Source organism: Pseudomonas sp. B6001, assembly GCF_013386015.1.
GTDB lineage: Bacteria > Pseudomonadota > Gammaproteobacteria > Pseudomonadales > Pseudomonadaceae > Aquipseudomonas.
This window is the reverse complement of the sequence record NZ_JACAOX010000017.1, coordinates 291,241-317,223: the sequence shown is the minus strand read 5'-3', so window position 1 is coordinate 317,223 and position 25,983 is coordinate 291,241. Positions and strand designations below refer to the sequence as shown.

General features: G+C 61.2%; 24 protein-coding genes, 1 pseudogene and 1 riboswitch. Of the genes and pseudogenes, 11 read left to right on the top strand and 14 right to left on the bottom strand.

The features are described 5' to 3' along the window. Nucleotides 1–94 precede the first annotated feature (94 nt). Nucleotides 95–1,603 (bottom strand): malate dehydrogenase (quinone), encoded by a 1,509-nt coding sequence (mqo, locus tag HX821_RS18790; protein WP_008434276.1) that lies wholly within the window; start codon nt 1,601–1,603, stop codon nt 95–97. A gap of 727 nt (nt 1,604–2,330) precedes the next feature. Further along, nucleotides 2,331–2,564, bottom strand: coding sequence for a hypothetical protein (locus HX821_RS18785; protein WP_003216156.1), 234 nt, complete (start codon nt 2,562–2,564; stop codon nt 2,331–2,333). 184 nt (nt 2,565–2,748) lie between these two features. Between HX821_RS18785 and HX821_RS18780 the strand changes: the two genes are divergently transcribed. Beyond that, nucleotides 2,749–3,333, top strand: coding sequence for a YajG family lipoprotein (locus tag HX821_RS18780; RefSeq protein ID WP_003216157.1), 585 nt, complete (start codon nt 2,749–2,751; stop codon nt 3,331–3,333). Between the two features lie 107 nt (nt 3,334–3,440). Here HX821_RS18780 and HX821_RS18775 read toward each other — a convergent pair whose 3' ends face one another. Then, entirely contained in the window at nt 3,441–3,650 is a 210-nt protein-coding gene (locus tag HX821_RS18775; RefSeq protein ID WP_008434269.1) for a hypothetical protein, read from the bottom strand. Nucleotides 3,651–3,831: 181 nt separating this feature from the next. On the opposite strand from HX821_RS18775, the gene HX821_RS18770 reads away from it, so the two are divergent. Beyond that, entirely contained in the window at nt 3,832–4,089 is a 258-nt protein-coding gene (locus HX821_RS18770) for a hypothetical protein (RefSeq protein WP_003216159.1), read from the top strand. Between the two features lie 135 nt (nt 4,090–4,224). Here the strand turns inward: HX821_RS18770 and HX821_RS18765 are convergent, their stop codons facing one another. Further along, on the bottom strand, nt 4,225–5,388 hold the full coding sequence (locus tag HX821_RS18765; RefSeq protein ID WP_029615884.1) for a 1-acyl-sn-glycerol-3-phosphate acyltransferase: 1,164 nt from the start codon (nt 5,386–5,388) through the stop codon (nt 4,225–4,227). Nucleotides 5,389–5,532: 144 nt separating this feature from the next. Between HX821_RS18765 and HX821_RS18760 the strand changes: the two genes are divergently transcribed. Genes HX821_RS18760 through HX821_RS18750 form a run of 3 tightly spaced genes read left to right on the top strand, consistent with a single transcriptional unit; the run spans nt 5,533 to nt 6,640 of the window. Next, a complete protein-coding gene (locus HX821_RS18760) occupies nt 5,533–5,712 on the top strand; it encodes a CPXCG motif-containing cysteine-rich protein (RefSeq protein ID WP_102369897.1) in 180 nt (59 codons plus the stop codon). A gap of 10 nt (nt 5,713–5,722) precedes the next feature. Beyond that, nucleotides 5,723–5,983 carry a putative signal transducing protein gene (locus tag HX821_RS18755; RefSeq protein ID WP_017477710.1) on the top strand — a complete coding sequence of 87 codons (261 nt, stop codon included), beginning with the start codon at nt 5,723–5,725 and terminating at the stop codon, nt 5,981–5,983. A gap of 36 nt (nt 5,984–6,019) precedes the next feature. Next, on the top strand, nt 6,020–6,640 hold the full coding sequence (locus HX821_RS18750) for an SOS response-associated peptidase (protein WP_003216163.1): 621 nt from the start codon (nt 6,020–6,022) through the stop codon (nt 6,638–6,640). A 133-nt stretch (nt 6,641–6,773) separates the two neighbouring features. On the opposite strand, the gene HX821_RS32025 is transcribed toward HX821_RS18750, so the two are convergent. After that, on the bottom strand, nt 6,774–7,517 hold the full coding sequence (locus tag HX821_RS32025) for a methyl-accepting chemotaxis protein (RefSeq protein WP_371316415.1): 744 nt from the start codon (nt 7,515–7,517) through the stop codon (nt 6,774–6,776). Between the two features lie 114 nt (nt 7,518–7,631). Next, nucleotides 7,632–7,832: pseudogene (locus tag HX821_RS32020) on the bottom strand (HAMP domain-containing protein); the annotation flags it as partial. 1,332 nt (nt 7,833–9,164) lie between these two features. Here HX821_RS32020 and HX821_RS18740 point away from each other — a divergent pair. Next, on the top strand, nt 9,165–9,983 hold the full coding sequence (locus HX821_RS18740) for a M48 family metallopeptidase (RefSeq protein WP_003216165.1): 819 nt from the start codon (nt 9,165–9,167) through the stop codon (nt 9,981–9,983). Between the two features lie 160 nt (nt 9,984–10,143). Here the strand turns inward: HX821_RS18740 and HX821_RS18735 are convergent, their stop codons facing one another. The 3 genes from HX821_RS18735 to HX821_RS18725 all read right to left on the bottom strand — a co-directional run bounded on the left by HX821_RS18735 (nt 10,144) and on the right by HX821_RS18725 (nt 12,982). After that, nucleotides 10,144–10,728: a TMEM165/GDT1 family protein gene (locus tag HX821_RS18735; RefSeq protein ID WP_003216166.1), complete on the bottom strand. Its 585-nt coding sequence runs from the start codon at nt 10,726–10,728 to the stop codon at nt 10,144–10,146. Nucleotides 10,729–10,816: 88 nt separating this feature from the next. Continuing rightward, a riboswitch (yybP-ykoY riboswitch) is annotated at nt 10,817–10,936 on the bottom strand. 51 nt (nt 10,937–10,987) lie between these two features. Beyond that, nucleotides 10,988–11,986, bottom strand: a complete 999-nt coding sequence (locus HX821_RS18730) for a class I SAM-dependent methyltransferase (RefSeq protein WP_008434258.1) — start codon at nt 11,984–11,986, stop codon at nt 10,988–10,990. Between the two features lie 30 nt (nt 11,987–12,016). Next, the gene (locus tag HX821_RS18725; protein ID WP_003216168.1) at nt 12,017–12,982 is read right to left on the bottom strand and encodes a 2-hydroxyacid dehydrogenase; all 966 of its coding nucleotides are present in this window, start codon (nt 12,980–12,982) and stop codon (nt 12,017–12,019) included. Nucleotides 12,983–13,066: 84 nt separating this feature from the next. Here HX821_RS18725 and HX821_RS18720 point away from each other — a divergent pair, with 84 nt between their 5' ends. The 5 genes from HX821_RS18720 (at nt 13,067) to HX821_RS18700 (ending at nt 22,154) form a co-directional block, all read left to right on the top strand. After that, nucleotides 13,067–13,699: a LysE family translocator gene (locus HX821_RS18720; RefSeq protein WP_003216169.1), complete on the top strand. Its 633-nt coding sequence runs from the start codon at nt 13,067–13,069 to the stop codon at nt 13,697–13,699. A 131-nt stretch (nt 13,700–13,830) separates the two neighbouring features. Then, nucleotides 13,831–15,513, top strand: a complete 1,683-nt coding sequence (locus HX821_RS18715; protein ID WP_134327311.1) for a fatty acid--CoA ligase — start codon at nt 13,831–13,833, stop codon at nt 15,511–15,513. A gap of 331 nt (nt 15,514–15,844) precedes the next feature. Then, on the top strand, nt 15,845–17,707 hold the full coding sequence (locus tag HX821_RS18710) for a DUF1302 domain-containing protein (RefSeq protein WP_063027189.1): 1,863 nt from the start codon (nt 15,845–15,847) through the stop codon (nt 17,705–17,707). A 43-nt stretch (nt 17,708–17,750) separates the two neighbouring features. Next, the gene (locus tag HX821_RS18705; protein ID WP_003216172.1) at nt 17,751–19,115 is read left to right on the top strand and encodes a DUF1329 domain-containing protein; all 1,365 of its coding nucleotides are present in this window, start codon (nt 17,751–17,753) and stop codon (nt 19,113–19,115) included. Nucleotides 19,116–19,424: 309 nt separating this feature from the next. Then, nucleotides 19,425–22,154, top strand: a complete 2,730-nt coding sequence (locus HX821_RS18700; protein ID WP_177036217.1) for a LuxR C-terminal-related transcriptional regulator — start codon at nt 19,425–19,427, stop codon at nt 22,152–22,154. A 9-nt stretch (nt 22,155–22,163) separates the two neighbouring features. On the opposite strand, the gene HX821_RS18695 is transcribed toward HX821_RS18700, so the two are convergent. The 5 genes from HX821_RS18695 to HX821_RS18675 are packed head-to-tail and all read right to left on the bottom strand — an operon-like array spanning nt 22,164 to nt 25,977. Further along, the gene (locus HX821_RS18695; RefSeq protein WP_102369890.1) at nt 22,164–22,508 is read right to left on the bottom strand and encodes a hypothetical protein; all 345 of its coding nucleotides are present in this window, start codon (nt 22,506–22,508) and stop codon (nt 22,164–22,166) included. A 23-nt stretch (nt 22,509–22,531) separates the two neighbouring features. Further along, nucleotides 22,532–23,086 (bottom strand): membrane integrity-associated transporter subunit PqiC, encoded by a 555-nt coding sequence (locus tag HX821_RS18690; protein ID WP_008434246.1) that lies wholly within the window; start codon nt 23,084–23,086, stop codon nt 22,532–22,534. A 17-nt stretch (nt 23,087–23,103) separates the two neighbouring features. After that, nucleotides 23,104–24,759, bottom strand: coding sequence for an intermembrane transport protein PqiB (locus tag HX821_RS18685; RefSeq protein ID WP_177036216.1), 1,656 nt, complete (start codon nt 24,757–24,759; stop codon nt 23,104–23,106). Then, nucleotides 24,740–25,384: a paraquat-inducible protein A gene (locus tag HX821_RS18680; RefSeq protein WP_003216181.1), complete on the bottom strand. Its 645-nt coding sequence runs from the start codon at nt 25,382–25,384 to the stop codon at nt 24,740–24,742. The genes HX821_RS18685 and HX821_RS18680 overlap by 20 nt, the downstream gene beginning before the upstream one ends. After that, nucleotides 25,381–25,977, bottom strand: coding sequence for a paraquat-inducible protein A (locus HX821_RS18675; RefSeq protein WP_003216183.1), 597 nt, complete (start codon nt 25,975–25,977; stop codon nt 25,381–25,383). Before HX821_RS18675 ends, HX821_RS18680 begins: the two co-directional genes overlap by 4 nt. Between the last annotated feature and the right edge of the window lie 6 nt (nt 25,978–25,983).

The following is a 25,983-nucleotide window of genomic DNA, read 5'->3' as shown; positions in this document are numbered from 1 at the left end:
TTGTTGCGGACGAAAAAAAACGCCCCGTTCGGGGCGTTTTTCGTTCCCACGCTCTGCGTGGGAATGCATCAACTGACGCTCTGCGTCACGACGCTCAAGCGTAGCTTTCGGTCTCGCTGCTCTGCTCAACCAGTTCCAGGCTGATGTTGTTCTGCGTGTTGATCTTGCGATACAGCTCGGCATCGGTCTCCAGGACCTTTTCCCGAGCCGGGAAGATCTCGTGCAGCTTGGCGGCCCACTCACCGGCCGCTTTCGTCGGGAAGCAGCGTTCGATCAGTTCCAGCATGATCGACACGGTCACCGAAGCACCTGGGGACGCGCCCAGCAGGGCGGCCAGCGAACCGTCCTTGGCCGCAACCAGTTCGGTACCGAATTGCAGCACGCCGCCTTTCTTCGGGTCTTTCTTGATGATCTGCACCCGTTGGCCGGCCACTTCCAGGCGCCAGTCTTCGGCTTTCGCTTCAGGGTAGAAGCGACGCAGGGATTCCAGGCGCTGCTCCATGGACTGGCGCACCTCGCTGACCAGGTACTTGGTCAGGTCCATGTTGTCCCGGGCCACGGCCAGCATCGGGCCGATGTTGCCGGCACGAATCGACATGGGCAGGTCAAGGAACGAGCCGTGTTTGAGGAACTTGGTGGTGAAACCGGCGTATGGCCCGAACAGCAGGGACTTCTTGCCATCCACCACGCGGGTGTCGAGGTGCGGCACCGACATCGGTGGCGAACCCACGGCTGCCTGGCTGTAGACCTTGGCCTGGTGGTGCTTGACCACTTCCGGGTTGTCGCAACGCAGCCACTGGCCGCTGACCGGGAAGCCGCCGAAGCCCTTGCTTTCCTCGATGCCCGAGGCTTGCAACAGCGGCAGGGCCGCGCCACCGGCGCCGAGGAACACGAACTTGGCGTCCACATCACGGGAATTGCCGCTGTTGACGTCCTTGATGCTCACTGTCCAGCCGGCGCCGTTGCGCTTGAGGCCGGTGACGCGCTTGCTGTACTTGACCTGGGCATCCGGGGCGCTGGTCAGGTGCGAGAGCAACTGGTTGGTCAGGGCGCCGAAGTTGACGTCGGTGCCGTTCATCACGCGGGTGGCGGCGATTTTTTCGTCCAGTGGGCGGCCGGGCATCATCAGCGGCATCCACTCGGCCATCTCGCTGCGGTCTTCGGTGTAGTGCATGTCCGAGAACGCGTGGTGCTGGCTGAGGGTTTCAAAGCGCTTCTTGAGGAACGACACGCCTTTATCGCCCTGTACGAAGCTCAGGTGCGGCACGGGGCTGATAAAGGATTTGGACGAGCCAAAGGTGCCTTTCTTGGTCAGGTAGGCCCAGAACTGCTTCGACACCTCGAATTGGGTGTTGATGTGCACGGCTTTCTTGATGTCGATGGAGCCGTCGGCGGCCTGCGGTGTGTAGTTCAGCTCACACAGCCCGGCGTGGCCGGTACCGGCGTTGTTCCACGGGTTGGAACTTTCCGCGGCACCCGAATCCATCAGCTCAACGACTTCCAGCTTGAGGCCGGGGTCGAGCTCTTTGAGCAGTACGGCGAGGGTGGCACTCATGATGCCCGCACCTACCAGTACTACGTCGACTGCTTCGTTATGCGCCATTTAACGCGTCTCCAAAATCTGCAGCACCAAATTGACGGCATGGCTGCCAGGAGTGACGGGGCGGTTCACGTGATGCCCCAGGTTACCCATGGCCAGGATCGCCATGTCCGATTCTTCGCAATTTATCGCAAGCGGACGCTGCCGACCGGGCCTGATCTGCGTATGAACGCATTTAAGGGCGCCTGTGGCAATTCGACTTATGGTCAAGCTCGTCCGATCGTGCAACCAAATCCGTAGCGGACAGGCTTCAAGCTCCGGTTCTTGAGGAGTGCTCGGTCCTGTGTGGTGGGGCTGTTCCAGACGCTGATGGTGCTTGTACAAACGCAAAACTATTCATTTGCTCGCCACACTCTTGTGAAGTTGTGAAAACCCGTTTTTTTCACGCTCTTTTGAAGACGTGAACCTCAAAAAAGGGCTGCCCCAGCCTGGCACCTGGCCCGAAATCACTGCCGGCAAGCGGCAAAACGGGCAAACAACTCAAGTGGCCGAGCGCATGGCAGCTCTGGCAGATTCGGGTAAAGACGATGGTTTGCAGAGAAAACAGCAAGCTCGCCAGCTTCACACGATCTGTGTGGGCGGCTCTCTGTGGGCGGTGCGGGGGAGCTAATACAAGTGCATTAGCGATGCTGCGAGGCCCGATCAGGAGACGTCCTTATAATCGGGGGGAGATTGTAGCGAAGAAATGCGCGCAAATGGACGTGTTTAATGACTTTTATTAGCAGTCTGGTCAGGAGGCCAACGCGTGCCGTGCCTGTGGCTGCGAAACCCGGGGGCTGACGCGCGCGCTGGCGGGCAGCGGGCGGTGCATCCAGCTCAGGCGGGTCTCTTCGACTTCGACCCAGCCTTCACCGACGGGCGGCAGGCTGCACTGCTTGAAAGCCTGGCAGCAGCCTTGGGCGTCGAGCAGGGCAAAGTGGCGATGGCTGGCGTGGGAAAAGAACAAAGATTTGAGAAGGCGCATGGCTGTGTACCCGGTTCGTTACATGCTGCGAAGGTTGGCAGTCTGGCATGACATTGAGGTGACGGTTCTGTGTGAAAATTGTAATTTCGCCGACAGTTCAGGCGCCGTTCAGGAATTCTGGTGAGTGGCGAGCGCTCACCGTTATACTGGCGCCCTGTTTGCATCTAGTCCTGGAGAAATGAGTATGTTGCAACGCCTGTTGTTCGGTTTGATCACTGTGACCAGTTTGACCCTGGTTGGCTGCGCCCACAGCCCGCAACAACTCAGCCCGCAACCGAAAATCACCACCCAGCTGGCGCCTGTCGGCCATGGCCAGCCGGTGTCGGTGCGTGTGGTTGACGGTCGTCCGTCGCCGACCCTCGGCACCCGTGGCGGCCTGTACCCGGAAACCAGCGCCATTACGGTGACCGGTGCGGACGTGCTGCCCAAGCTGCAAGCCCAGGCCGAAGCGGCCGTGCGCCTGTTGGGCTTCACCCCTTCCAACTCGCCAGGTGCGCCACAACTGACCATCACCCTGGCCGAGCTGAAGTATCAGTCGCCCAAGGAAGGCCTGTACGTGACTGAAGCCACCATCGGCGCGACCTTCAAGTCCGACGTGACTGCCGGTACCCGTCGCTACAGCGGCCGTTACGGCGCATCCCTGGACCAGCGCTTCGGCATGGCGCCGAACCAGGAAACCAACACCAAGCTGGTCAGCGACGTGTTGAGCGATGCCCTGACGCGCCTGTTCAAGGACCCGAGCATCGGTTCGCTGCTCAGCTCGCAGTAACCGTCAGGCGGGCGCGGAGCGCCCCAGTCGGCATTCCTTTGCGGCGCGTGGGAACGATCAAAAAACCGGGCTCATCACTGAGCCCGGTTTTTTTACGCCTGCCGTTTTCATGCAGCCGTTTCGACATAAAAGTCCAGCACACTCACGCCAGTGAGCAAGTCCAGCTCCGGCAGGTCGGCATGTTGATGCCCGCCGAGGGCGCAATACACCAGCCAGTGGCGGTCCTGCACATTGAACGCGAGGCCGCCCACCAGGGCCTCTTGCTCATCGCTTGGGGCAATCAGATACAGCCGATCCTGGTTCTGCGCGTGCAACATGACAAGCTCCCGGGCTTTCGAAGGGCAACAGAGTGGCTTGTTAAGGTGACGTTCAGGTGACGCTGTAAATTACTGGATACATTAGCCGTCAATGGGGAAGGAGTAATGACGCGCAGGCGGCGCATATCATTCAGGTTTGTATCTGGATTGATACCAAGACACTGATACATCGAGGTTTGCGATGTCGCTGACCGCACTACTGCTCAATTCCCTTGCCCTGTTACTGGCCTGCCCGGCGGCATGGCTGCTGTTTGTCACGCGCCTGCATGAACAGCGCGCGATGGCCCGCCTTGCCGCGCAAAGCGAACTGCGTGCCATTGATCAGCCGATGCTGTATCTGGACGTGTTGACGCAGCGTACCTATCGCCTGTTCTACCGGTTGGGGTTTGCCTGTCTGGGGCTGGCGTTGCTGGTGTCCTTTCTTAGTACCCGATTGTAGGAACACCCTAAAAACAACTGTGGGAGCGGGCTTGCTCGCGAAAGCGCGGTGTCAGTCAATACATGATTGGCTGATCCACCGCCTTCGCGAGCAAGCCCGCTCCCACATTGGGTTTGCGCTGTTGCTGGTACCGGGTTACAGGGCAATCCCGGCCTTGACCCGGTACTGATTCCTCACCGGCGTCGCGTATTGCAATACCAGATACGGCCGATGCTCGGCCGGGCACGCATTCAAGCGCCGCTCCCACTCTGCCTTTGCCTTGGCCAACTCGTCCGCCGGGAATACCTCGGCTGCGGTCGGTACCTGCAATTGCGGATCGGCATCGCTCCATTGGGCGTACGCCAGGTAATGCACCGGGAACAACCGGTACCCACCCAGGATCTGCCGGTCCATTTCGATCGCCAACAGCTTGGTGTCTTCGAACGCCTCGGTGATCGGCGGCGCGAAGTTGACGTGTACCCGGCCCTTGTAGCCGGTGATGCCCAGGGCAATGCTCACGTCATCTTCCCCCGGCGCCTTGCTGTAGGTGCCGGTGGTGGCGCGGATGTACAGCTCGCGGGCCTTGGCTGCGTCGCACGGGTCGTATTCGTAGCTGATGGACACCGGCGTCAGGTTCAGTGACTGGATGACTTCGGCGAACGGCTCGTCCTTGCGGCTCATGTGGAACATCTTGAGGATCGCCGACTCGGTGCGATCATCCCCATCCTTGGCGCGGCCTTCGGCCTGGGCGATCCAGATCGACTGGCAGTCGTTGCGAATCGAATGGTTGATGTAGGCCGACAGCAACTGATAGGCCGCCATCTTCTCTTTGCGCCCGGTGATCGAGCGGTGCACGATGAAACTCTTGTTCAGGCGCATCAGGTCGCTGACAAACGGCTTCTGCAGCAGGTTGTCGCCGATGGCGATGCGCGGCGTCGGCAGGCCGGCGTGGTACACGGCGTAGTTGACGAAGGCCGGGTCCATCACGATGTCGCGGTGGTTGGCCAGGAACAGGTAGGCGCTGCCGGACTTGAACTGCTCCACGCCGGTATAGGTCACGCCGTCGGTTGCCCGCTCGATGGTGTGGTCGACGTAAAACTCGACTTTGTCCTGCAGCGTGGCCACGGTGGTGACGCCGGCGAACTCACGGCGCAGTTTATGAGCGATCATCGGCTTGAGCAGCCAGCCGAAGGCGCCGGCAAAGCGCGGGAAGCGAAAGTGGGTCAGGATGTCCAGAAAGGCCTTGTCACTGAACAGTCGGGCCAGCACTGCCGGGACTTCGCTGTCGTTGTAAGGTCGGATGGTATCGAATTCGCCCATCATGCTCTCTTGTTAGAAACGGCTAGGGTAAGTAAAGGTTTGGAACAATAAATATCAGGGCGTGGTCCGGGCAATTGGCCGGGACGAAAAATAGCCCTGTAAATAGACCGGCGATTATACGCACAAGTCACCTTGGAGACCGCGATGGAAGAGGAGTCGTACGAATGTCCTTATTGTGGAGAGGTAGTCACGGCGCTACTGGACCTGTCGGCGGGCGATCAGGAATATATTGAGGACTGCCCGGTGTGCTGCCGGCCCATTGTTTTCGAGCTGCAGGTTCATGACGACGAATGGATGCTCAACGTGCGCAGCGAGAACGAATAAAGGTACGCCCATGCAGCGAATCTACGAGCCGGAAAACCTGATGGAAGGCGAGCTGCTGCAAGGCATGCTCGAAAGCGAGGGCATCACCGCGCACCTGGTGGGGCGCGATTTGCTCGGGGGTACCGGCGAACTGCCGATCTATGGCCTGCTGGCGCTGGCGGTGGAGAACGACCAGGCCGCCTACGCCCGCGAGCTGATCACCGCCTACAACGGTGCGCAACCACTGCCCGGTGATGAACCCGACAGCTTTCCCGACGTGCTGGTCTGTTAGGCTGTCGGCCAGTTTCTCCAAGAGTCGTGTTGCCCCATGTGTGGACGTTATGCCCTGTTTCGCTGGAACCCCGCGTTTGCTGCCTTGCCGGGCTTCCCGGCCGACCAGCAGGCCCAGTGGAACATCTCTCCCAATGACTCGGTGCTGATCCAGCGCCTGAGTGACGGCCAGCACACCCTGGCGCGGGCGCGCTGGGGCCTGACGCCGCCCTGGCTGACCGATCTCTCTCGTACACCGGCCCATGCCCGGGCGGAAACCCTTGCCGAACAGCCGATGTTTCGCGAAGCGTTTCGCCAGCGCCGCTGCCTGCTGCCGGCCAATGGTTTCTACGAATGGCGCGGCACCCAGCGCAAGCGCCCGTACTGGCTGACGCCGGGGGAGGGCAGCACGCTGTTCTTTGCGGCGATCTGGGAGGCGTATCCGGTGCAGGAGCAGGTGTGGCTGAGTACGGCAGTGGTGACCCAGGCGGCGCAGAGTCAGCGCCGACCGTTGATTCTGGATGCGGCGGGGCAGGCAGCCTGGCTGAACCCCGAGACCCCGCTGCACACCTTGCAGGCCTTGTTGGCCAGTGAACCCACCGCGTTGCGCGAGCGGGTGCTGGCCAATATGGTCAACGATCCGAAGCTGAATGGACCGGAGTGCCTGACGCCGGGTTGAGCGTTGTGTTGAATCGGCCGGCCTCTTCGCGAGCAAGCCCGCTCCCACATTTGATTGCATTTCAACTGAAGGAATGCGATCAAATGTGGGAGCGGGCTTGCTCGCGAAGGCGCCCGAAAGGGCGCCGCTTGACTCAAACCTTGAACTGATTGATCAACCGCCGCTGCTGTTCCGCCAGCTTGGTCAGGTCTGCGCTGGCCGCGCTCGACTCATCCGCTCCGCCTGCCACTTCATTGGCCACCTGTCCGATATTGATCACGTTACGGTTAATGTCCTCGGCCACCGCGCTCTGTTCCTCGGCGGCGCTGGCGATCTGGGTGTTCATGTCGTTGATCACCGACACCGCCCGGGTAATGGTCTCCAGCGCCTGAGCCGCCTTGGCCGCGTGCTGCACGCTTTCATCGATGCGGTTCTGGCTGTCTTCCATCACCCGCACCACGTCGCGGGTGCCCTGCTGCAGTTGCTGGATCATGGCCTGGATTTCTTCGGTAGCCTTCTGGGTCTTCTGCGCCAGGTTGCGCACCTCGTCGGCCACCACCGCAAACCCGCGCCCTTGCTCACCGGCCCGTGCTGCTTCGATTGCCGCGTTGAGCGCCAGCAGGTTGGTCTGCTCGGCAATCCCGCGAATCGCCGTGAGGATGGCATTGATGTTCTCGCTGTCCTTGGCCAGCGCCTGCACCACACCGACCGCCTTGCCGATTTCCTCGGCGAGGGCGCCGATGGAGGTGGAGGTGTCGCGCACAATCTGCATGCCCTGGCTCGCCGCTTGATCAGCGTGGCTGGCGGCCTGTGCGGCCTGGGTGGCGTTGCGCGCCACGTCCTGTGCGGTCGCGGTCATCTCGTGCACGGCGGTAGCCACCTGGTCGATCTCGACCATTTGCTTGTGCACGCCCTGGTTGGTACGAATCGCGATGTCGGCGGTGTGCTCCGAGGAGTCGCTGACCTTCTGCACCGAACTCACCACCTGGGTAATCATCCCCTGCAACTTGGCCAGGAATGTATTGAAGCCGCTGGCAATCGCCCCCAGTTCGTCGGCGCGATCACTGGTCAGGCGCCGGGTCAGGTCGCCTTCGCCTTGGGCGATGTCATTGAGCATCGCCACCATTTGCTTGAGCGGCCGGGCAATCCCGTGGCCCACCAGCCAGATCACCAGCAAGCCGATGCCGGCGATCAGCAGCCCGGCCACGGCCATGCCGAAAATATCGGTTTTGCGCTGGGCGTCGAGGTCGTGCTGCATCGCCTGCAAGTCCGCCATCACCGCGCTCAAGGGCAGTTGCAGCAACAGGGTCCAGCGGGCATCGGTCTGGCCGATGTTGAACGGCAGGAACAACTCGATATGCCCGTGTTCCTTATCCACGTCGTAACGCACTTCGCCGATCTTCAACTGGCCGAGGTTGGCCAACTCGTTGCTGTCGAGCAGATCGCTGGCTTTTTCTCCCAGCTTGCTGGCGTCCTTGGTGTAGGCCACCAGGCGGCCGTTGCTGGAAATCAGCGCCAACTCGCCAGCACCGTTGTACAAATTCTGATCAGCCTTGGTGAGCATTTCCTGGATGAAGTTCACCGACAGGTCGGCGCCGACGATGCCCTGAAAGGTGCCGTCGATCATGATTGGTTCGATAAACGAGGCGAGCATCACCATCGCGTTCCCGACTTTATAAGGGGCCGGATCGATGGCGCAGGGCTTTTTGCTTTCCTTGGAACACAGGTAGTACTCACTGGCGCGCACGCCGGTGGACAGGATGGTCTGGTCGGCCACGTCAGCCAGTTTATCCAGGCCCAGGCTGCCGTCGGCATTGCGGAACCACCACGGCAGGAAGCGGCCGTTGGTTTCGATGCCGACCACCGGGCTGTTGACGTAGGCAGCATCGTTGTGGTCGATGGCGTTGGCTTCCCAGCCTATATAGGCGCCAAGAATCTTCGGGTTACGCACCACGGTTTCGTGGATCAGGTTGATCAGCTGTTCGCGGGAGACCGCCAGTTGCGGGTTGCCGTTGGCGTCTTTCATGCCCATCAGGGCGTTGGCGGTGGCCAGGCCCTTGGCCGTCACCAGCGGCGCTTCGAGTTCGCGCTGGATCAGCGTCGCCTGGGTTTGCGCCAGGGCGGTCAGGCGCTGCTCGATGATTTGTTCGAATTGGCCCTGGGTGCGTTCCTGCACCATCTCCTGGGTGCGCGCCCCGGCGAACAAGGCATACAGCACCAACACCGCCACCACGCTCAGGACAATGGCCCCGGCCAGTGCCGCGACAGAAAATTGAATCGACTTGAACTTCATGACGGCTCCGAACGCAGGGGGAGATTGGCTGCTTGTGTATATCGGCCGCGGGCGGGGGAGACATGAGGGCCATTACCTCAAAATGGCTGTGCCGGATGGGCGAATGTCGTAAATGGAATGGTTGCCAGCGTTTGTGAATTTTTTGCGGCAGTGTGGGATGTATCTGAAATCAGGTGGCTATACGTCTGTTGTATCTGGCGCCGATACAATTGGCCGACTACGATACGCGCCATGTTTTCAGGGAGCAGGTTGATGAAAAAGACAGTGGCGGTATGTGCGTTGGGCGCGGCTTTGTTGCTCGCCGGTTGTCAGTCGGTCAACACCACCAGCGGCGGCGCCGTGGGCGTTGAGCGCAAGCAGTACATGTTCAGCATGTTGTCGAGCCAGGAAGTCGACCAGATGTATGCGCAGTCCTACCAGCAGACCCTGGGTGAAGCCAGCGGCAAGGGCCTGGTGGACAAGACCAGCGCCAACGCCAAGCGCGTGCAGGCGATTGCCAACCGCCTGATCGCCCAGGCGCCCACCTTCCGCCCGGATGCGGCGCAGTGGAAGTGGGAAGTGAACCTGATCAAAAGTGACGAGATGAACGCCAACTGCGGGCCTGGCGGCAAGATCTTTGTCTACAGCGCGCTGATCGACAATCTCAAGTTGACCGACGACGAACTCGCCGCCGTGATGGGCCATGAAATTGCCCACGCCTTGCGTGAACACGGCCGCGAAGCCATGTCCAAGGCCTACGGTATCGAAATGGCGAAGCAGGGGGCCGGTGCGTTGTTCGGCCTCGGTCAGGACAGCCTGGCGCTGGCCGATACCGTGGCCAACTACGGCATGACCTTGCCCAACAGCCGCAGCAATGAAAACGAAGCGGACCTGATCGGCCTGGAGTTGTCGGCGCGTGCCGGTTACAACCCGAACGCGGCGATTACCCTGTGGAACAAAATGGCCAAGGCTTCGGAAGGCTCGCCACCTGAATTCATGAGCACCCACCCTGCCTCCGACAGCCGGATCGCCTCGTTGCAGGCGGCGATTCCGAAGGTGATGCCGTTGTATCAGCAGGCGAAAAAATCCTGATTTATAAGGCTGAAATGCAAATCTGAATGTGGGGGCCCGGCTTGTGTGGGCGTCGGGCTTGCCCGCGATGCAGGCACCTCGGTGTGTCAGTTGCACCGAGGTGATGCTGTCGCAGGCAAGCTAGCTCCCACCAAAGCCCAGCCCTCATATGGGGTTGCGTTTAGATCCAGCCACTGCTCTGCATGGCCTTGTACACCGCAACAATGGCCAGGATGAAGAATGCCGTAGCAGCCAGTCGACGAATCAGCGTCAGCGGCAATTTGTCCGCGGCAAAATTACCCGCCAGCACCACCGGCACGTTGGCAATCAACATGCCCAGGGTGGTGCCGATAATCACCAGCCACAGTTCCGGGTATTGCGCCGCGAGCATCACGGTAGCGATCTGGGTCTTGTCGCCGATTTCCGCGAGGAAGAACGCGATCAGCGTGGTCAGGAAGGGCCCGAACTTGCGGGAAGTGCTGGCTTCGTCATCGTCGAGCTTGTCGGGCACCAGGGTCCACAGCGCCGTGGCGCAGAAGCTCGCCGCGAGGATCCAGTGCAGCACCGCATCCGAGAAGAAACTCCCGAACCAGGCCCCCACGGCACCGGCGGCCGCATGGTTGGCCAGGGTCGCGGCAACGATGCCGGCGATGATCGGCCAGGGTTTGCGAAAGCGTGCAGCGAGAATGAGTGCGAGCAGTTGCGTCTTGTCGCCAATTTCGGCCAAGGCAACGATTGCGGTAGGGACGAGCAGAGAATCCAGCATCAGGTAAGTTCCAGGGGCGGGTCGACACGGCTATGACACGTACAGCCTTCCCGCCCCGGGTAAGGTGTTCGTGTCATAGGTCTTGTCAAACCCCGGTCCGTCTGTGCGGACTCCTGGGTCGCATACGCCATGGCCTGTTGACCAAGTATGTTGACGTATGCCGGACGAGCGTGGCGCTCGTGGGAGACTACTCCCCTAGGACGGAGCGGATTCTGCCTAGGCAAAATCCATTCGGCAAGCCTTCTTTTGGAAAAAGATCTCAGCCGCGCTTGGCACGGTAAATGCGAAAACCCTGACCTTCTGCCTTGATTGCGCACACGCCAAGATGCTCTTCGATCAGCGGCTGATACTTCAGGAAACTGTTCGCAACCAAGCGAAGTTCGCCGCCTTTTGCCAGATGTTTGGCCGCTTTTCGTAGCAGGTTCTCGGTGGCGAAATAATCGGTGTGCACCCCGACGTGGAACGGCGGGTTGCTCAGAATCGCGTTCAGATTCATCGGAGCAGCGTCGATGCCATCACCGGTCAACACCTCGGCTTCCAGGCCATTGGCCGCCAATGTCAGGCGACTGCTGGCAGCGGCAAAGGCATCCACGTCGAGCATTGTCACCGTGTTATGCGGGTAGCGACGCTTGACCGCTGCCCCGAGCACACCCGCGCCACAACCGAAATCCAGCAAGTGACCGCTCGGCAACTTGTCCAGATGCTCCAGCAGCAATGCGGTACCGCGATCCAGCCGACCGTGGCTGAACACGCCCGGCAGGCTCACCACCTTGAGCGGGCCCTCAGCCAGCGGCACCTCGAACACCTGCGCCAGGCTCTCCAGTTCTACCGGCTCGGGGGCGTTGGCCACCGTCACCAGCCACAACTGGCAGTGCCGCGCGTTGTCGAGCTTGCGCGGCTTGCCGAACGGATTCAGTTGCTTGGCCGCGCTTTCGATGCCGCCTTTCTTCTCCCCCACCAGGTACAACTCCTTGCCGGGCAAACGCGCCGCCACGGCATTGAGCAGGTAATCGGTGAGGTCCTTGGACTTGGGCAGGAACACCACCGCGGTCTCGAACGAACGCTCGGGCACGTTCACACCGAACTGGCTGCGCTCGGCAAAACGTGCGTCCAGCGCGGCCTGGTCGCCGGCGTGCCAGCTCCAGCCATGGGCATTGGGCAGGCGGCCCAGCAGGTCGTCGGCGGGCAAGCCCACCAGCAGCACGTCGCCTTGAAAAAGTTCGGCCTGGCGAAGCAGTACTTCACTGCGCGGATCCATGGTCTGCTCCTTGAAAAGGGGCGCAGTTTATCAACTGACGACGCGCAGCGGGGCGCCGCTGAAAAAGCCCTGAGCGTTTTCGATCAATTGGCCAACGATCCGCTGCCGCGCTTCGCGACTGCCCCAGGCGTTGTGCGGGGTGACGATCAAGCGCGGGATGTCGCCGGCCAGCAGCGGGTTGCCGTTGACTGGGGGTTCGACACTCAACACATCGGTCGCCGCGCCGCCCAGATGACCGCTGCGCAGGGCATCGGCCAGGGCCTGTTCGTTGATCAAGCCACCACGGGCGGTGTTGACGATAAACGCGCCGGGCTTGAGCAAGGCGAGTTCACGGGCACCGATAAAGTCGCGGGTGTGTTCGTTGAGCGGGCAGTGCAGGGTCAGCGCGTCGACCTGCGCCAGCAACTCATCCAGCGGCACGCGATCGGCGCGGGCCGGGCGGCCTGGAATCGCACCCAGGATCACGCGCATGCCAAAGGCTTCAGCCAGGCGCGCAACGGCACCGCCCAATTCACCATGGCCCAGCAGGCCGAGGGTTTTGCCTTCCAGCTCGACGATCGGGTAGTCCAGCAGGCAGAACTGCTTGGCTTGTTGCCAGTGCCCCGCCTGCACATCCCGTTGATAGTCGTTCAGGCGCGTCGCCAGGTTCAGCAGCAGCATGATCGTATGCTGCGCCACCGATGGCGTGCCGTAACCCTGGCAATTGCTCACGGTAACGCCGTGGGCGCGGGCGGCAGCGAGGTCGACGTTGTTGGTGCCGGTGGCGGTCACCAGGATCAGCTTCAGCTCGGGGCAGGCCGCCAGGGTCTCGGCATTCAGCGCGATCTTGTTGCTGATCGCCACCTGCGCGCCTTGCAGGCGTTCGATAATGTTTTCGGGTGTGGTCTGCTGGTGCAGGCTCAGTTCGCTGAAGAGTGCCTGCAACCCGCTGAGGTCCAGGTCCCCGAGGTCCAGGGAAGGGTGATCAAGGAAGACGGCGCGGCGATTGTTCGTCATCAACTGTACCTTTTGCGGCGGGATTCGAAGGCGTAATCTGCCGAGCCTATCAGATGAAATAATCAGTTACTTCCTGGAGTGTGCATGTACCTCACCGAGTTCTTGACCGTGGCACTGATTCACCTGTTGGCGGTGGCCAGCCCTGGCCCGGATTTCGCCGTGGTGGTACGTGAAAGCGTGACCCATGGCCGACGTGCCGGCACCTGGACGGCGTTGGGCGTCGGTTCGGCGATTTTCCTGCACGTGGGGTATTCGCTGCTGGGCATCGGCTTGATCGTGTCCCAGTCCATCGTGCTGTTCAATGCGCTGAAATGGGCGGCGGCGGCCTACCTGCTGTACATCGGCTTCAAGGCCCTGCGCGCCCAGCCGGCCAAGCCTGCCAGTGAAGAAGACCTGCACCTGGAAGCGGGCGAGCGCACCGCCCGTGGTGCGTTTACCTCAGGGTTTGTCACCAATGGCTTGAACCCCAAGGCCACGCTGTTCTTCCTGTCGCTGTTCACCGTGGTGATCAATCCCCACACGCCGTTGGCGGTCCAGGCCGGTTACGGCGTGTACCTGGCCGTGGCGACCGCGATCTGGTTTTGCCTGGTGGCCATGCTGTTCAGCCAGCAACGCGTACGCGCCGGTTTTGCACGCATGGGCCACTGGTTCGACCGCACCATGGGCGCGGTGCTGATTGCCATCGGTGTGAAGCTGGCCTTTACCAGCATGAAATAAGCCGGATGCTGGCTCAAAGCTAGCATTCATTGGGTTCTGCAAATCATTCCTTTGGCTGATTTGGCTGAAACATAAGCGCTCTAAAGTGCAGATGTTTCAGCCAAGACCGTGCAGTCAGATAAGGGATTCGTATGTTGCAGACTCGTGTTATCCCGCCCGCCGAAGGCGCCTACCAATACCCGCTGTTGATCAAACGCCTGTTGATGTCCGGGACACGCTACGAGAAGACCCGGGAAATCGTCTACCGCGACCAATTGCGCTACACCTATCCCACCCTGATCGAGCGCGTCGCCCGCCTGGCCAATGTGCTGACCGAGGCCGGGGTCAAGGCCGGTGACACCGTGGCCGTGATGGACTGGGACAGCCATCGCTACCTGGAATGCATGTTTGCCATTCCGATGATTGGTGCGGTAATCCACACCATCAACGTGCGCCTGTCCCCGGAACAGATTCTGTACACCATGAACCACGCCGAGGACCGCTTTGTACTGGTCAACAGCGAGTTCGTGGGGCTCTACCAGGCCATTGCCGGCCACCTCACCACCGTCGACAAAACCCTGCTGCTCACCGACGGCGCGGACAAAACCGCCGAACTGCCGAACCTGGTGGGTGAGTACGAAACATTACTGGCGGCGGCGAGCCCCCGCTACGACTTCGAGGATTTCGACGAAAACTCCGTCGCCACCACCTTCTACACCACCGGCACCACGGGCAATCCCAAGGGCGTGTACTTCACCCACCGCCAACTGGTGCTGCACACCATGGGCGTGGCGACCATCATGGGCAGCGTCGACAGCGTGCGGCTGTTGGGCACCAACGACGTCTACATGCCGATCACTCCGATGTTCCACGTGCACGCCTGGGGCCTGCCGTATGTGGCGACCATGCTCGGCCTGAAGCAGGTTTATCCAGGCCGCTACGACCCCGAATACCTAGTGGAGCTGTGGCGCAAGGAGAAGGTCACCTTCTCCCATTGTGTGCCGACCATCCTGCAAATGGTGCTCAACGCCAAGGCCGGCCAGGGCGTGGATTTCGGCGGCTGGAAAATCGTCATCGGTGGCAGCGCCCTCAATCGCTCACTGTATGAAGCCTCCAAGGCCCGCGGGATCCAACTGACAGCGGCGTACGGCATGTCCGAGACCGGGCCGCTGGTGTCCTGCGCCCATCTCAATGAAGAACTGATGGCCGGCACCGAAGACGAACGCACCACCTACCGCATCAAGGCCGGCGTGCCCGGCCCATTGGTGGAAGCGGCGATCATCGATGGCGAGGGCAACTTCCTGCCCGCCGACGGTGAATCCCAGGGCGAGCTGGTGCTGCGCGCGCCATGGCTCAGCGAAGGCTATTTCAACGAGCCGCAGAAGGGCGCCGAGCTGTGGGCCGGCGGCTGGATGCACACCGGCGATGTGGCCACCCTCGATGCCTTCGGCGTGATCGATATCCGCGACCGCATCAAGGACGTGATCAAGACCGGCGGCGAGTGGATCTCCTCCCTGGCGCTGGAAGACCTGGTCAGCCGTCACCCGGCGGTACGCGAAGTAGCGGTGGTGGGGATTGCCGACCCGCAGTGGGGCGAGCGCCCGTTTGCGTTGCTGGTGGTGCGTGATGGCCATGTGATAGGGGCCAAAGAGCTGAAGGAACATCTCAAGCCGTTTGTGGAATTGGGCCACCTGAGCAAGTGGGCGATTCCAAGCCAAATCGCCGTTGTTACGGAAATTCCCAAGACCAGTGTCGGCAAGCTCGACAAAAAACGTATCCGTATCGACATCATCGAATGGCAGGCCAACAACAGCACCTTCCTCTCCACCCTCTGACGCTGCTTGCCGTGCCCTCGCGGGCACGGCAGCGCTCTAGTCCAAGCCTTCACTTGTGATTTGCCAATTTTCAGCCATCCTTCCGTCGCTGACCTTCGTCAGCATGGCGAAAAGGACTGTGGCAGACGGGTTGGTGATGCAAATCACACTTTAGAGGGATCAAGCGGTACCCCCTGCTGGCTATAGTCCATCCCAGAGTTTTTCAAGGTGCGGTGCTGTGAACCTGGCGGGTTCATCTGTTCGCCCGGCATTGGAATCGTTGTATTCCGGCCGTTACAAGCCCTTAGAAACGACTCACTGCCATAACAATAATGCACATGGAGTAGCGTCGATGATCTCAGCACACCAGTTCTGGCGCCGGGCAAAACTGCCTTTGGCCGTCAGCCTCGCCTCTACGCTCGCCGGGCCCGCATTCGGCGTCAGTTTCAACATCGGTGAAATCGAAGGCAGCTTTGACTCGTCCCTGTCGGTCGGAGCCAGTTGGTCGACGGCGGGTCGCAATAAAGACCTGATCGGTGCCAACAACGGTGGCAGGGGGTTGTCGCAAACCTCGGATGACGGTCACCTGAACTTCGACAAAGGTGATTCCTTCTCGAAGATCTTCAAAGGCATTCATGACCTTGAGTTGAAATACGGCGACACCGGCGTGTTTGTCCGGGGCAAGTACTGGTATGACTTCAAGCTTAAAGACGACGACCTCGATTTCAAGAACATCAGCGACAACAACCGCCCAACAGGCGCCCGATCTTCCGGCGGGCAGATTCTCGACGCCTTCGTCTACCACAACTACTCGATTGGTGATGAACCGGGTTCCGTACGGTTGGGCAAGCAGGTAGTGAGCTGGGGTGAGAGCACGTTCATTGGTGGCGGTATCAACGCCATCAACCCGATCGACGTGGCTGCATTCCGTCGTCCGGGGGCCGAGATCAAGGAGGGCCTGATTCCGGTCAACATGTTCTACCTGTCGCAAACGCTGACCGACAACCTGTCGGCTGAAGGCTTCTATCAGATCGGTTGGGACAAGACCGTGACCGATAACTGCGGCACGTTTTTTTCGCAGCCCGACATCATTACCACCGGCTGTAACGATAATTTGCGGGTGTTGAACAAGCGTTCCACGATCAACCCGGCCGCTTTGCCGAGCTTGGCCGCCTTGGGCGTCGACGTTAATGACGAGGGCGTCCTGGTGCGCCGCGGTCCGAACCGTAACGCACGTGACGGCGGCCAATACGGCGTCGCAATGCACTACAACTTTGAGCCGCTGGACACCGAGTTCGGCGCCTACTACATGAACTACCACAGCCGTGCGCCGATTTTCAGTGCAACTGGCGCGCCTCAGTCGGTCTACGACAGAGCCAGGCCTTTGGGTCAGGCAGCTGCACTGGTGGTGGCGGGCAACTCGCAATACTTCGTTGAGTATCCGGAAGACATCCACCTCTTTGGCTTGAGTTTCTCCACCACGTTGCCTACCGGCACGGCATGGAGCGGCGAGTTGAGCTACCGGCCCAACGCGCCTGTGCAGTTGAACTCCACCGACATCCTGTTTGCCGGCGTTCGCCCTCTGGGCTTCCCGGTGCTCAAGGATGCTTCGTTGTTAAGCGGTGTACCAGGCCAGGATTTGCATGGTTATCGCCGTAAGGAAATCACTCAACTCCAAACCACGTTCACCCACTTCTTTGACCAGGTCATGGGCGCCAGCCGCCTGACGCTGGTGGGCGAAGTCGGTATGACCTATGTCGGCGGGTTGGAGAGCAAGTCCAAGGTTCGCTATGGCCGTGATCCGGTGTTTGGCCCGGGTACCCTGCCTAACGGCGCGTGTGCGGCATTGAACAACTCTACCGCCCAAGGTGCTGGCCTTCCCAATGCCAACGGCCTGAACACCAGTTGCAACAACGACGGCTTCACTACTGCAACTTCGTGGGGCTACCGTGGCCGTGCGATCTGGGAATACCCGGATGTGTTTGCCGGCGTCAACCTCAAACCCAACGTGGCCTGGTCCCATGACGTTAAGGGTTACTCGCCTGGCCCTGGCGGTAACTTCGAGGAAGGCCGCAAGGCGATCAGCCTCGGGCTGGACGCCGAGTACCAGAACACTTACACCGCGAGCCTGGCCTACACCAACTTCTTTGGTGGCGACTACAGCACCGTGGACGACCGCGACTTTGTCGCCTTGAGCGTCGGCGTGAACTTCTAAGCACACTCTCTTTAAGCAGTATGTTTTAAGGAAGAACCAGAACATGAAAATAACTAAAAATCTGTTGCAGGTGGGTGTGCTGGGGCTGTCGATCATGGCGGGTAGCGTCATGGCGGCGGTCTCGGCGGATGAAGCCGCCAAGCTCGGCACGACCCTGACCCCGATGGGCGCCGAAATGGCCGGTAACGCGGCCGGCACCATCCCTAAATGGTCGCCGCTGCCAACCAACGCCGGTGCCGTGGATGCCCGTGGCTTCCTCGCCAACCCATACGCCAACGAACAACCGCAATTCACCATCACCGCGCAGAACGTCGAGCAGTACAAGGACAAGCTGGCGCCGGGGCAGTACGCGATGTTCAAGCGCTACCCCGACACCTTCAAGATGCCGGTCTACCCGACCCATCGCGGCGCCACGGTGCCAGCTGATGTGTTCGCCGCCATCAAGAAAAACGCCACCAGCACCAACCTGGTGTCCGGCGGCAACGGCCTGGAAAACTTTGAAACCGCCGTACCGTTCCCGATTCCGAAAAGCGGCGTTGAAGTGATCTGGAACCACATCACCCGCTATCGCGGCGGCAGCGTGACCCGCCTGGTGACCCAGGCCACGCCGCAAACCAACGGCTCGTTCAGCCTGGTGTATTTCCGTGATCAGTTCGTGTTCCGCGACAAGATGAAGGACTACGACCCGAAAAACCCGGGCAACATCCTGTTCTACTTCAAGCAGCAAGTGACTGCGCCGGCACGTCTGGCCGGTGGTGTGCTGCTGGTGCACGAAACCCTCGACCAGGTGAAAGAGCCGCGTTCGGCGTGGGTCTACAACGCCGGCCAGCGTCGTGTGCGCCGGGCACCGCAAGTGTCGTATGACGGCCCGGGTACCGCCGCCGACGGCCTGCGTACCTCCGACAACCTCGACATGTTCAACGGTGCACCGGACCGCTACGACTGGAAACTGGAAGGCAAGAAAGAGCTCTACATCGCCGAAAACAGCTACAAGCTTGACGATCCGAAGCTCAAGTATGTCGACATCATCAAGGCCGGCCACATCAACCAGGACCTGGCGCGCTACGAGCTGCGCCGCGTGTGGCATGTGGTTGCAACCCTGAAGGAAGGCCAGCGCCATATCTACGCCAAGCGTGACTTCTTCATCGACGAAGACACTTGGCAAGCCGCGGTCATCGACCACTACGACGGTCGTGGCCAGCTGTGGCGCGTGGCGGAAGCCCATGCCGAGAACTACTACGACAAGCAAGTGCCGTGGTACGCCCTCGAAACCCTCTACGACCTGCAGTCCGGCCGCTACCTGGCACTGGGCATGAAGAACGAAGAGAAACAGGCCTATGACTTCGGTTTCACCGCCACCACCAGCGACTTCACCCCGGCGGCTCTGCGCCAGGATGGTGTTCGCTAACTTGCTGTAAACGAGGCCGCATCCTCGAAGAAGCCCCGACTGGTTCGGGGCTTCTTTTTGCGCGACCACGGTGGCGAGGGAGCTTGCTCCCGCAGGGATGCGTAGCAGCCCCAAAAACGGGAGCGCTGCGCACTCCGGCGGAAGCAAGCTCCCTCGCCACAGAGTGTGGGTCGTTCCAGAAGAAGTCCGGATATTTTTTGTTGTAGTCTTTTTCAGACAAATGTTGCAAAGATCTACAAAGCTGCCGCTTTTACCGCTAGTCTGCGGACATCTGCAATGCCGACAACAGCCTTCTACAAGAGCCCGGCGATGACTGATCTGTCCCGAATTCAAGGGCCTGCCAGCGCGGTGATTCCGACCCTGGAAGGGCGCTTCTATCGACCCCCACTGCCTGACGGCTATGTGTTGCGACCGCGCCTGTGCGAACGGCTGAGTGAAGGTTTGGCCGGGCGTCTGTTGCTGGTCAGCGCCCCGGCCGGGTTCGGCAAGAGTTCGCTGGCGGTGGAGTTCTGCCAGAGCCTGCCGGCCCACTGGCAAAGCCTGTGGCTGGGGCTCAGTCCTCGCGATAATGACCCGGGACGTTTCCTTGAACGCCTGCTCGACGGCTTGCAGCAATACTTCCCGCAGTTGGGCGCCCAATCCCTGGGCCTGCTGAAAATGCGCCAGCGTCACCAACCCTTCGCCTTTGAAGAATGGCTCGACGGCCTGCTGGATGAGCTGACGGTGCACCTGTCGACCCAGGCGCCGCTGTTGCTGGTGCTGGATGACTACCATCTGGCCCAGGGCCCGGTACTCGACCGCTGCCTGCAATTTTTCCTCAATCATCTGCCCGACGGCCTGCTGGTGCTGGTCACCAGCCGCCAGCGTCCCGACTGGCACCTGGCCCGCCTGCGCCTGTCCCGGCATTTGCTGGAACTGCACGAGCAGGACCTGCGCCTGACTCACGGCGAATCCCTGGCGCTGCTGGATCGCCACAGCAGTTCATTGCGTGGTGAAGCCCTGGATAACCTGATCCGGCGCAGCGAAGGCTGGGTGGCCGGCCTGCGTTTCTGGCTGCTGGCGGCTTCCGAGGCCGGCAGCGAAGGTACGCTGCCCCAGGGTTTGCACGGCGGGGAAGGGCTGATCCGCGATTACCTGCTCGAAGAGGTCATCGACTGCCTGCCCTCGGAAGTCCAGGCGTTCCTCTACGACACCGCGTCCCAGGAGCGCTTTTGCAGCGAGCTGTGCGACGCCGTGCGCGAGGCCCACGACAGCACGGAAATCCTGCGCTACCTGCAAGCCCACCAGGTATTCCTGGTGCCGCTGGACGAGCAGGGCCATTGGTACCGTTATCACCATCTGTTTTCCGACCTGCTGCGCACCCGGCGCGCGAGCAATGCTGTGTTGCCGGCAGCCAGCCTGCACCTGCGGGCCTGCCGCTGGTTCAATGCCCAGGGCTTGATCGACGAGGCAGTGGAGCAGGCACTGCGTGCGGGCCACCTGGATGTGGCGGCAAACCTGGTGCAGAACCTGTCCGAAGAGCAACTGCTGGCGGAGCAGAATGTCGGCATGCTGCTGCGCTGGAAAATGGACTTGCCCGACAGTTTGCTGATGAGTACGCCACGCCTGATCGTGCTCTACAGCTGGGCGTTGGGCCTGGCCTGCCAGCTGGATGCGGCGCAGGAACTGGCCAGCCACCTCAGCCGTTTTTTACCGGCCCCGTCGGCCACCGCGCAAAAGTCGATGCTGGCGCAATGGCTGGCCCTCAGCGGGATTATTGCCCGGGGCCGTGGTGATCGTGAGCTGACCCACTCGTATTGCAGCGAGGCCCTGGAAAGCCTGCCGCACAAACGCTATGGCCAGCGGTTGATGTGCCTGTCGACCCTGTCCAACCTGGCCATTGTCGACGCCGACCTGTGGCGCGCCCGCGGCCTGAACCGCGAATCCCTGGAGTTGGCGCAGCGGGTCGGCAATCCATTGTTCGAAGCGCTGGCCCATTACGACCGAGCGCGTGTACTGCAGGCCCGTGGCGAGATCCTGCGGTCGCTGGATGAAGTGCGCCAGGGCCTGCAACGTTTGCAAGGCCTGGCGCCGCAACGGCTGTACGCAGTGCGCGCGCGCCTGGCGTTGTACGAAGGCTATTTGCTGCTGATGCGCTGCCAGCCTGAAGCCGGGCTCGCTCGGCTGCGTGCCGGATTGACGGAGGCGCGAGCCTGTCGGGATATCAGCGTGTTGATCGGCCACTGTGTGATCGCCAGCTTCGAAGGTCGCCGTGGCGACTTCTCCGTGGCCTTTGCCGAATTGGCCGAGGCCGAGCGCTTGATGCATATCTGGGACGTGCCGCCGATTTTCTATCTGGCGATGATCACCCTGGTCAAATGCGAGCTATGGCTGGCTCAGGGGCGCACCGACCTGGCGGATGCCTGGCTGACGCGGCTGGGGCAAACCTACAACGGTGAACAGGCCGCTGCCGCACCGGAGTTCCACCCGCACCTGCCGCAACATATCGAGTTGCAACAGGCGGCACTCGACGCCATCCGTCATCAGCCGGCGGCTTCACTGCAACGGCTCGACGAACTGGCACGCCAGGCCCATAACAGTGGCCGGCAGATGATCAGCCTGATGGCGCTGACCCAGCAGGCACTGTTACTGCTGGACGGTGGCCAGGAAGCCCAGGCCCGTCCGGTGTTTGCCCGCGCGCTTGAAGCGGCTGCCGGTGGCGCGATGCAACCTTTCCAGCGCCTGTTGGAACGCTATCCCGAGTGGACGCGGGAGCAGCTGTCTCGGGATCCCCATGGACTGTTGAACCAGGGCCTGCTGGCACTCTTGCCGGATGTTGCAGTAGTTGAAACCCCACACACACTGGAGACCCTGAGCACCCGTGAACTGGCGGTGCTGCACCTGATCGCACAGGGTTGTTCAAACCAGGAGATCAGCAATCAGCTGTTTATCTCCCTGCACACCGTGAAAACCCACGCCAGCCATATCAACAGCAAGCTCGGGGTGGAGCGGCGCACACAGGCGGTGGCGCGGGCGCAGGAGATGGGATTGCTGGGGTAGAAACCTGGATCAATGGGATCGAAAGCCCCAGACGATTTCCACCACGCGGGCTGCCACCAGTACATAGATCAGGATAAGCAGCAGCTGAAGGACCAGGTGATAACGCAGCTTGGCGAGCCGGCGGATGCCATCGCTCACATTCAGCACCATCAGCAAGCTTGAAACGACGATCAAGCCCCACCCGGCCACGCTTGACGCCAGGATGCCGAGGAACAGCTGATGTTTCCCGGCCAGTGCGTTGGTGCCCGCAGCAAACAAGAGCGCGCATACCAGCAGGTTCTTCACATTGTCGAAGACCTGGGTGCTGAAGTCATTCTCCAGCAGTTGTTGATACCACTTCCAGAATGTGCGCATGGCTCGATCCCCTGGATCAATGTTTACCGCACGGCGGGGCACTCACTCGATGACTTGTCGGCGGCCTGGCTGAGCAGCGCGGCAAACCGCTTGACGTTGTTTTGCTGCGCGATCACCAGGTCGTCAATGGTCGGGCCGGATGGCGACTGCACCACCGTGCGACACGTCAGCGGCGTGCGTTCGTCCGTGCCCGTCTGGCGAAGCCGCCATTTGACGTCGAGCAGGGCGTACTGCCCGGGGATCGAGTCAAAGCGCTGGACCTCAATGCGCACCGCCAGGTTTTTCCGGCTGCTGGCGAGTTGATCCACCAGCGCGCTGCGCAACTCATCCACCAGGCTGGCAGCCCACCATTGCGTCTCGAGAATGGCCACGCCGCTGTCACCCTGGCGGATGACAATCTGTGGCCTGTCGACCTGTGGCGGGACCGTGATGCTTTCAATCCGGATCTCGCCCCCCGCGGCCAATGACGCATTGCTGCGCTGCACCGGCGTCAGGGTATGAAATTGAATGGGCTCACTGCGGCACGCCGTCAGCAGCAGCAACCCGGTGAGCAGCGTGATCTTCAGCGGCAAAGCCATGGTGGTTGCTCCTGTGGTCATTTGCGCGGTGGCCCTTGCAGGTCGGAGGGCGCGGCGTTGTCGGGGCGACCGCGAATCAGCGATTCGGGATGGCGTGCCAGGTAGTCCGACAGCTCTCGCAGGGAGCGCGACATGCGGCTCAGTTCGTCCAGGGTGTGGGTCAACTGTTCCCGTTGCGGCGAATCCTCGGCCAGGGTCGAACTGGCGGATTGCAGGGTTTTACTCACGTCGGCCAGCGCGTTTTGCACCCCCGGCAGTGTCTTGGCGTTGAACTGGCCGAGACCCTTGCGCAGTTCCACCAGGCTGCCGTCGAGGTTGCCGGCAATTCGCTCGATCGGCAGCTGGTTGATCTTGTTGACGATGCCTTCGAGTTTTTCCTGCAGTTGTTCCAGGTTACCGGGGATGGTCGGAATACTGACGGGGCGCAGGTTCGGGTCAAACACGACTTTGTCGGCCTTGGGGAAGAAGTCCAGGGCGATATACAGCTGGCCAGTGAGCAGGTTGCCGCTGCGGGCCTGGGCGCGCAGGCCGTGTTCGATGAAGCTGCCTATCAGGCGCACACCGCCGGCTTCGTCGTTGGGGTCATGCTTCAAGACCGTGAGCATTTTGGTGTTGGCTTCGCCGAGGCGCTGCGGGTAGATCACGATGCCGACGTTGACCGGGAAGCTGCGTTTTTTCTCGTCGAAATCCAGGTTGATCGACACCACTTTGCCGAATTCGATACCCAGGAACTCCACTGGCGCACCCACCGTAAGCCCGCGCAAGGCCTGGTCGAACCGCAGGTTCAGGTATTGCGCCTTGCCATTGGGCGGGGCCAGCGCGGTTTGCTGGTCGGCGAACAGTTCATAGGAGTGTTCTTCGTCGGCCGGCTTGTCGTTGGGGCTGTAGGGCGGGGCGAGGAAGGCGATGCCGCCCACCAGCATGGACGACAAGGATTCGGTTTTCAGCGCAAACCCGTTGGCGCCGACACTCACATCAATCCCGCTGGCGTTCCAGAACCGGGTGTTCTCGGTGACGTAGGCGTCATTGGGTGCATGCACGAACACGTCGATGTTCACGCCCTTGCCGTCAGCGTCCAGAGCATAGGCCACCACCTGGCCAACGGGAATCTTGCGGTAGTACACGGGGGAGCCGATATCCAGCGAACCCAGATCCTGGGTGTGCAGCGTGAAGCGCTTGCCCGGTTCGCCATAGGTAATGGGCGGCGGGTTTTCCAGGCCGGTGAACCGGTTGGCGCGGGTATCGGACTGGCCGATATCGGCGCCGATATAATCCCCTGAGAGCAGCGTGTCGATACCGGAAACGCCACCGGCGCCGATACGTGGGCGCACCACCCAGAACTGCGAGTCTTCACGGGTGAAGCTTTCAGCCTGTTTGGACAGTTTGATCGTGGCGTTGACGCTTTTCTGATCGTCGCTCAACTCCACGTCAGTCACCTGGCCGATCACCACGTTGCGGTATTTCACGTCGGTCTTGTTGGCGGTCAGGCCGCTGCCGGTCTTGAAGGTAATGGTAATGCTCGGCCCTTGCTGAAGGATGCTGTGCACCACCAGCGAAATGCCCACCAGCACCGCGACAATCGGCACGATCCACACCAGCGAGACGCTGAAGCGCCGCGTCTTGATCGCAGGCGAGCCCGCAGGCTGCGGTTTGTCAGTGGTTTGCGACGCCATCCGGCATCTCCTCGTTGTGTGGGTTTTCCCAGATCAGGCGCGGGTCGAAACTCATTGCCGAGAGCATGGTGAAAACCACCACCAGGCCAAAGAACAGAATGCCCAGGCGCGGCTCGATGGTGCCCAGGGCCTGGAACCGCACCAGGGCGGCCACCAAGGCCACCACGATCACATCCAGCATCGACCAGTAGCCAATCACTTCGACGAAGCGAAACAGCTTCGAGCGCTCCTTGCGCGCCCACTGGTTATTGCGCTGCACAGTGACCAGCAGCAACGTCAATGCGACGAACTTGATACCCGGCACCGCGATGCTGGCGATGAAAATGATCAGGGCGATGTCCCAGGCGCCGTGCTGCCAGAACTCCAGCACGCCGCTCATGATGGTGCTGTCGGCGCCTGAGCCGAGCATCGAGGTGTTCATCACCGGCAGTAAGTTGGCGGGCACGTAAAACGCCAGCGCCGTCAGCATATAGGCCCAGGTACGGGTCAGCGAATGGACCTTGCGCCGGTGCAGCGGCGCGCCGCAACGCTCGCATTCGTCGGGCGCGGTGCTGACGTCGCAAGCCTGGCCGCAGCTGTGGCACAGGCACAGGTTCAGCTCGCTGGCGGTCGGTGGACGGCTCATAAGATGTCCCACAGGTCGCGAATATCACGCCCCGCAATGCGGATCAGCAACAGGCTGAGGGCGGCCAGGGCAAACAGGCCGGTGCCGGGCAATACATCCAGCATGCCGGCGAGTTTGAACACCGCCACCATGGCGCCGAGCAGGCAGACTTCGAGCATGCTCCAGGGCCGAAGCGCTTCGAGCCAGCGCATGCACAGCTTGAACGCCGGCGAGCGTTGGCCCTTCATCGCAAAGCCCAGCACCCAGATCAACAGCAGCAACTGGAACACCGGCGCGATGATGATGGAAATCGCCGCCACCAGCGCGATGAAGGTGATCGGGCCCTGGGCCAGTGCGACCACCGAATCCCATAACGTGGCGCTGCTTTTCAGGCCTTGCAGGCTGATGCTCATCACCGGGTAGAAGTTGGCGAAAATCCACAGCACGGTGGCGGTCAGGGTCAGGGCCAGGCGTTGTTCCACCGACAGCCCGTTATAACGCTGGAGTACGCCTGCGCAGCGGGTGCAAAGGGTCTTCTGATGTTTGGCGAGCGTGACTTTTTCGTACACGCAATCGCAGTGTTCGCAGATGATCAATGGGCTGAGGGTCGCCATAAGTCC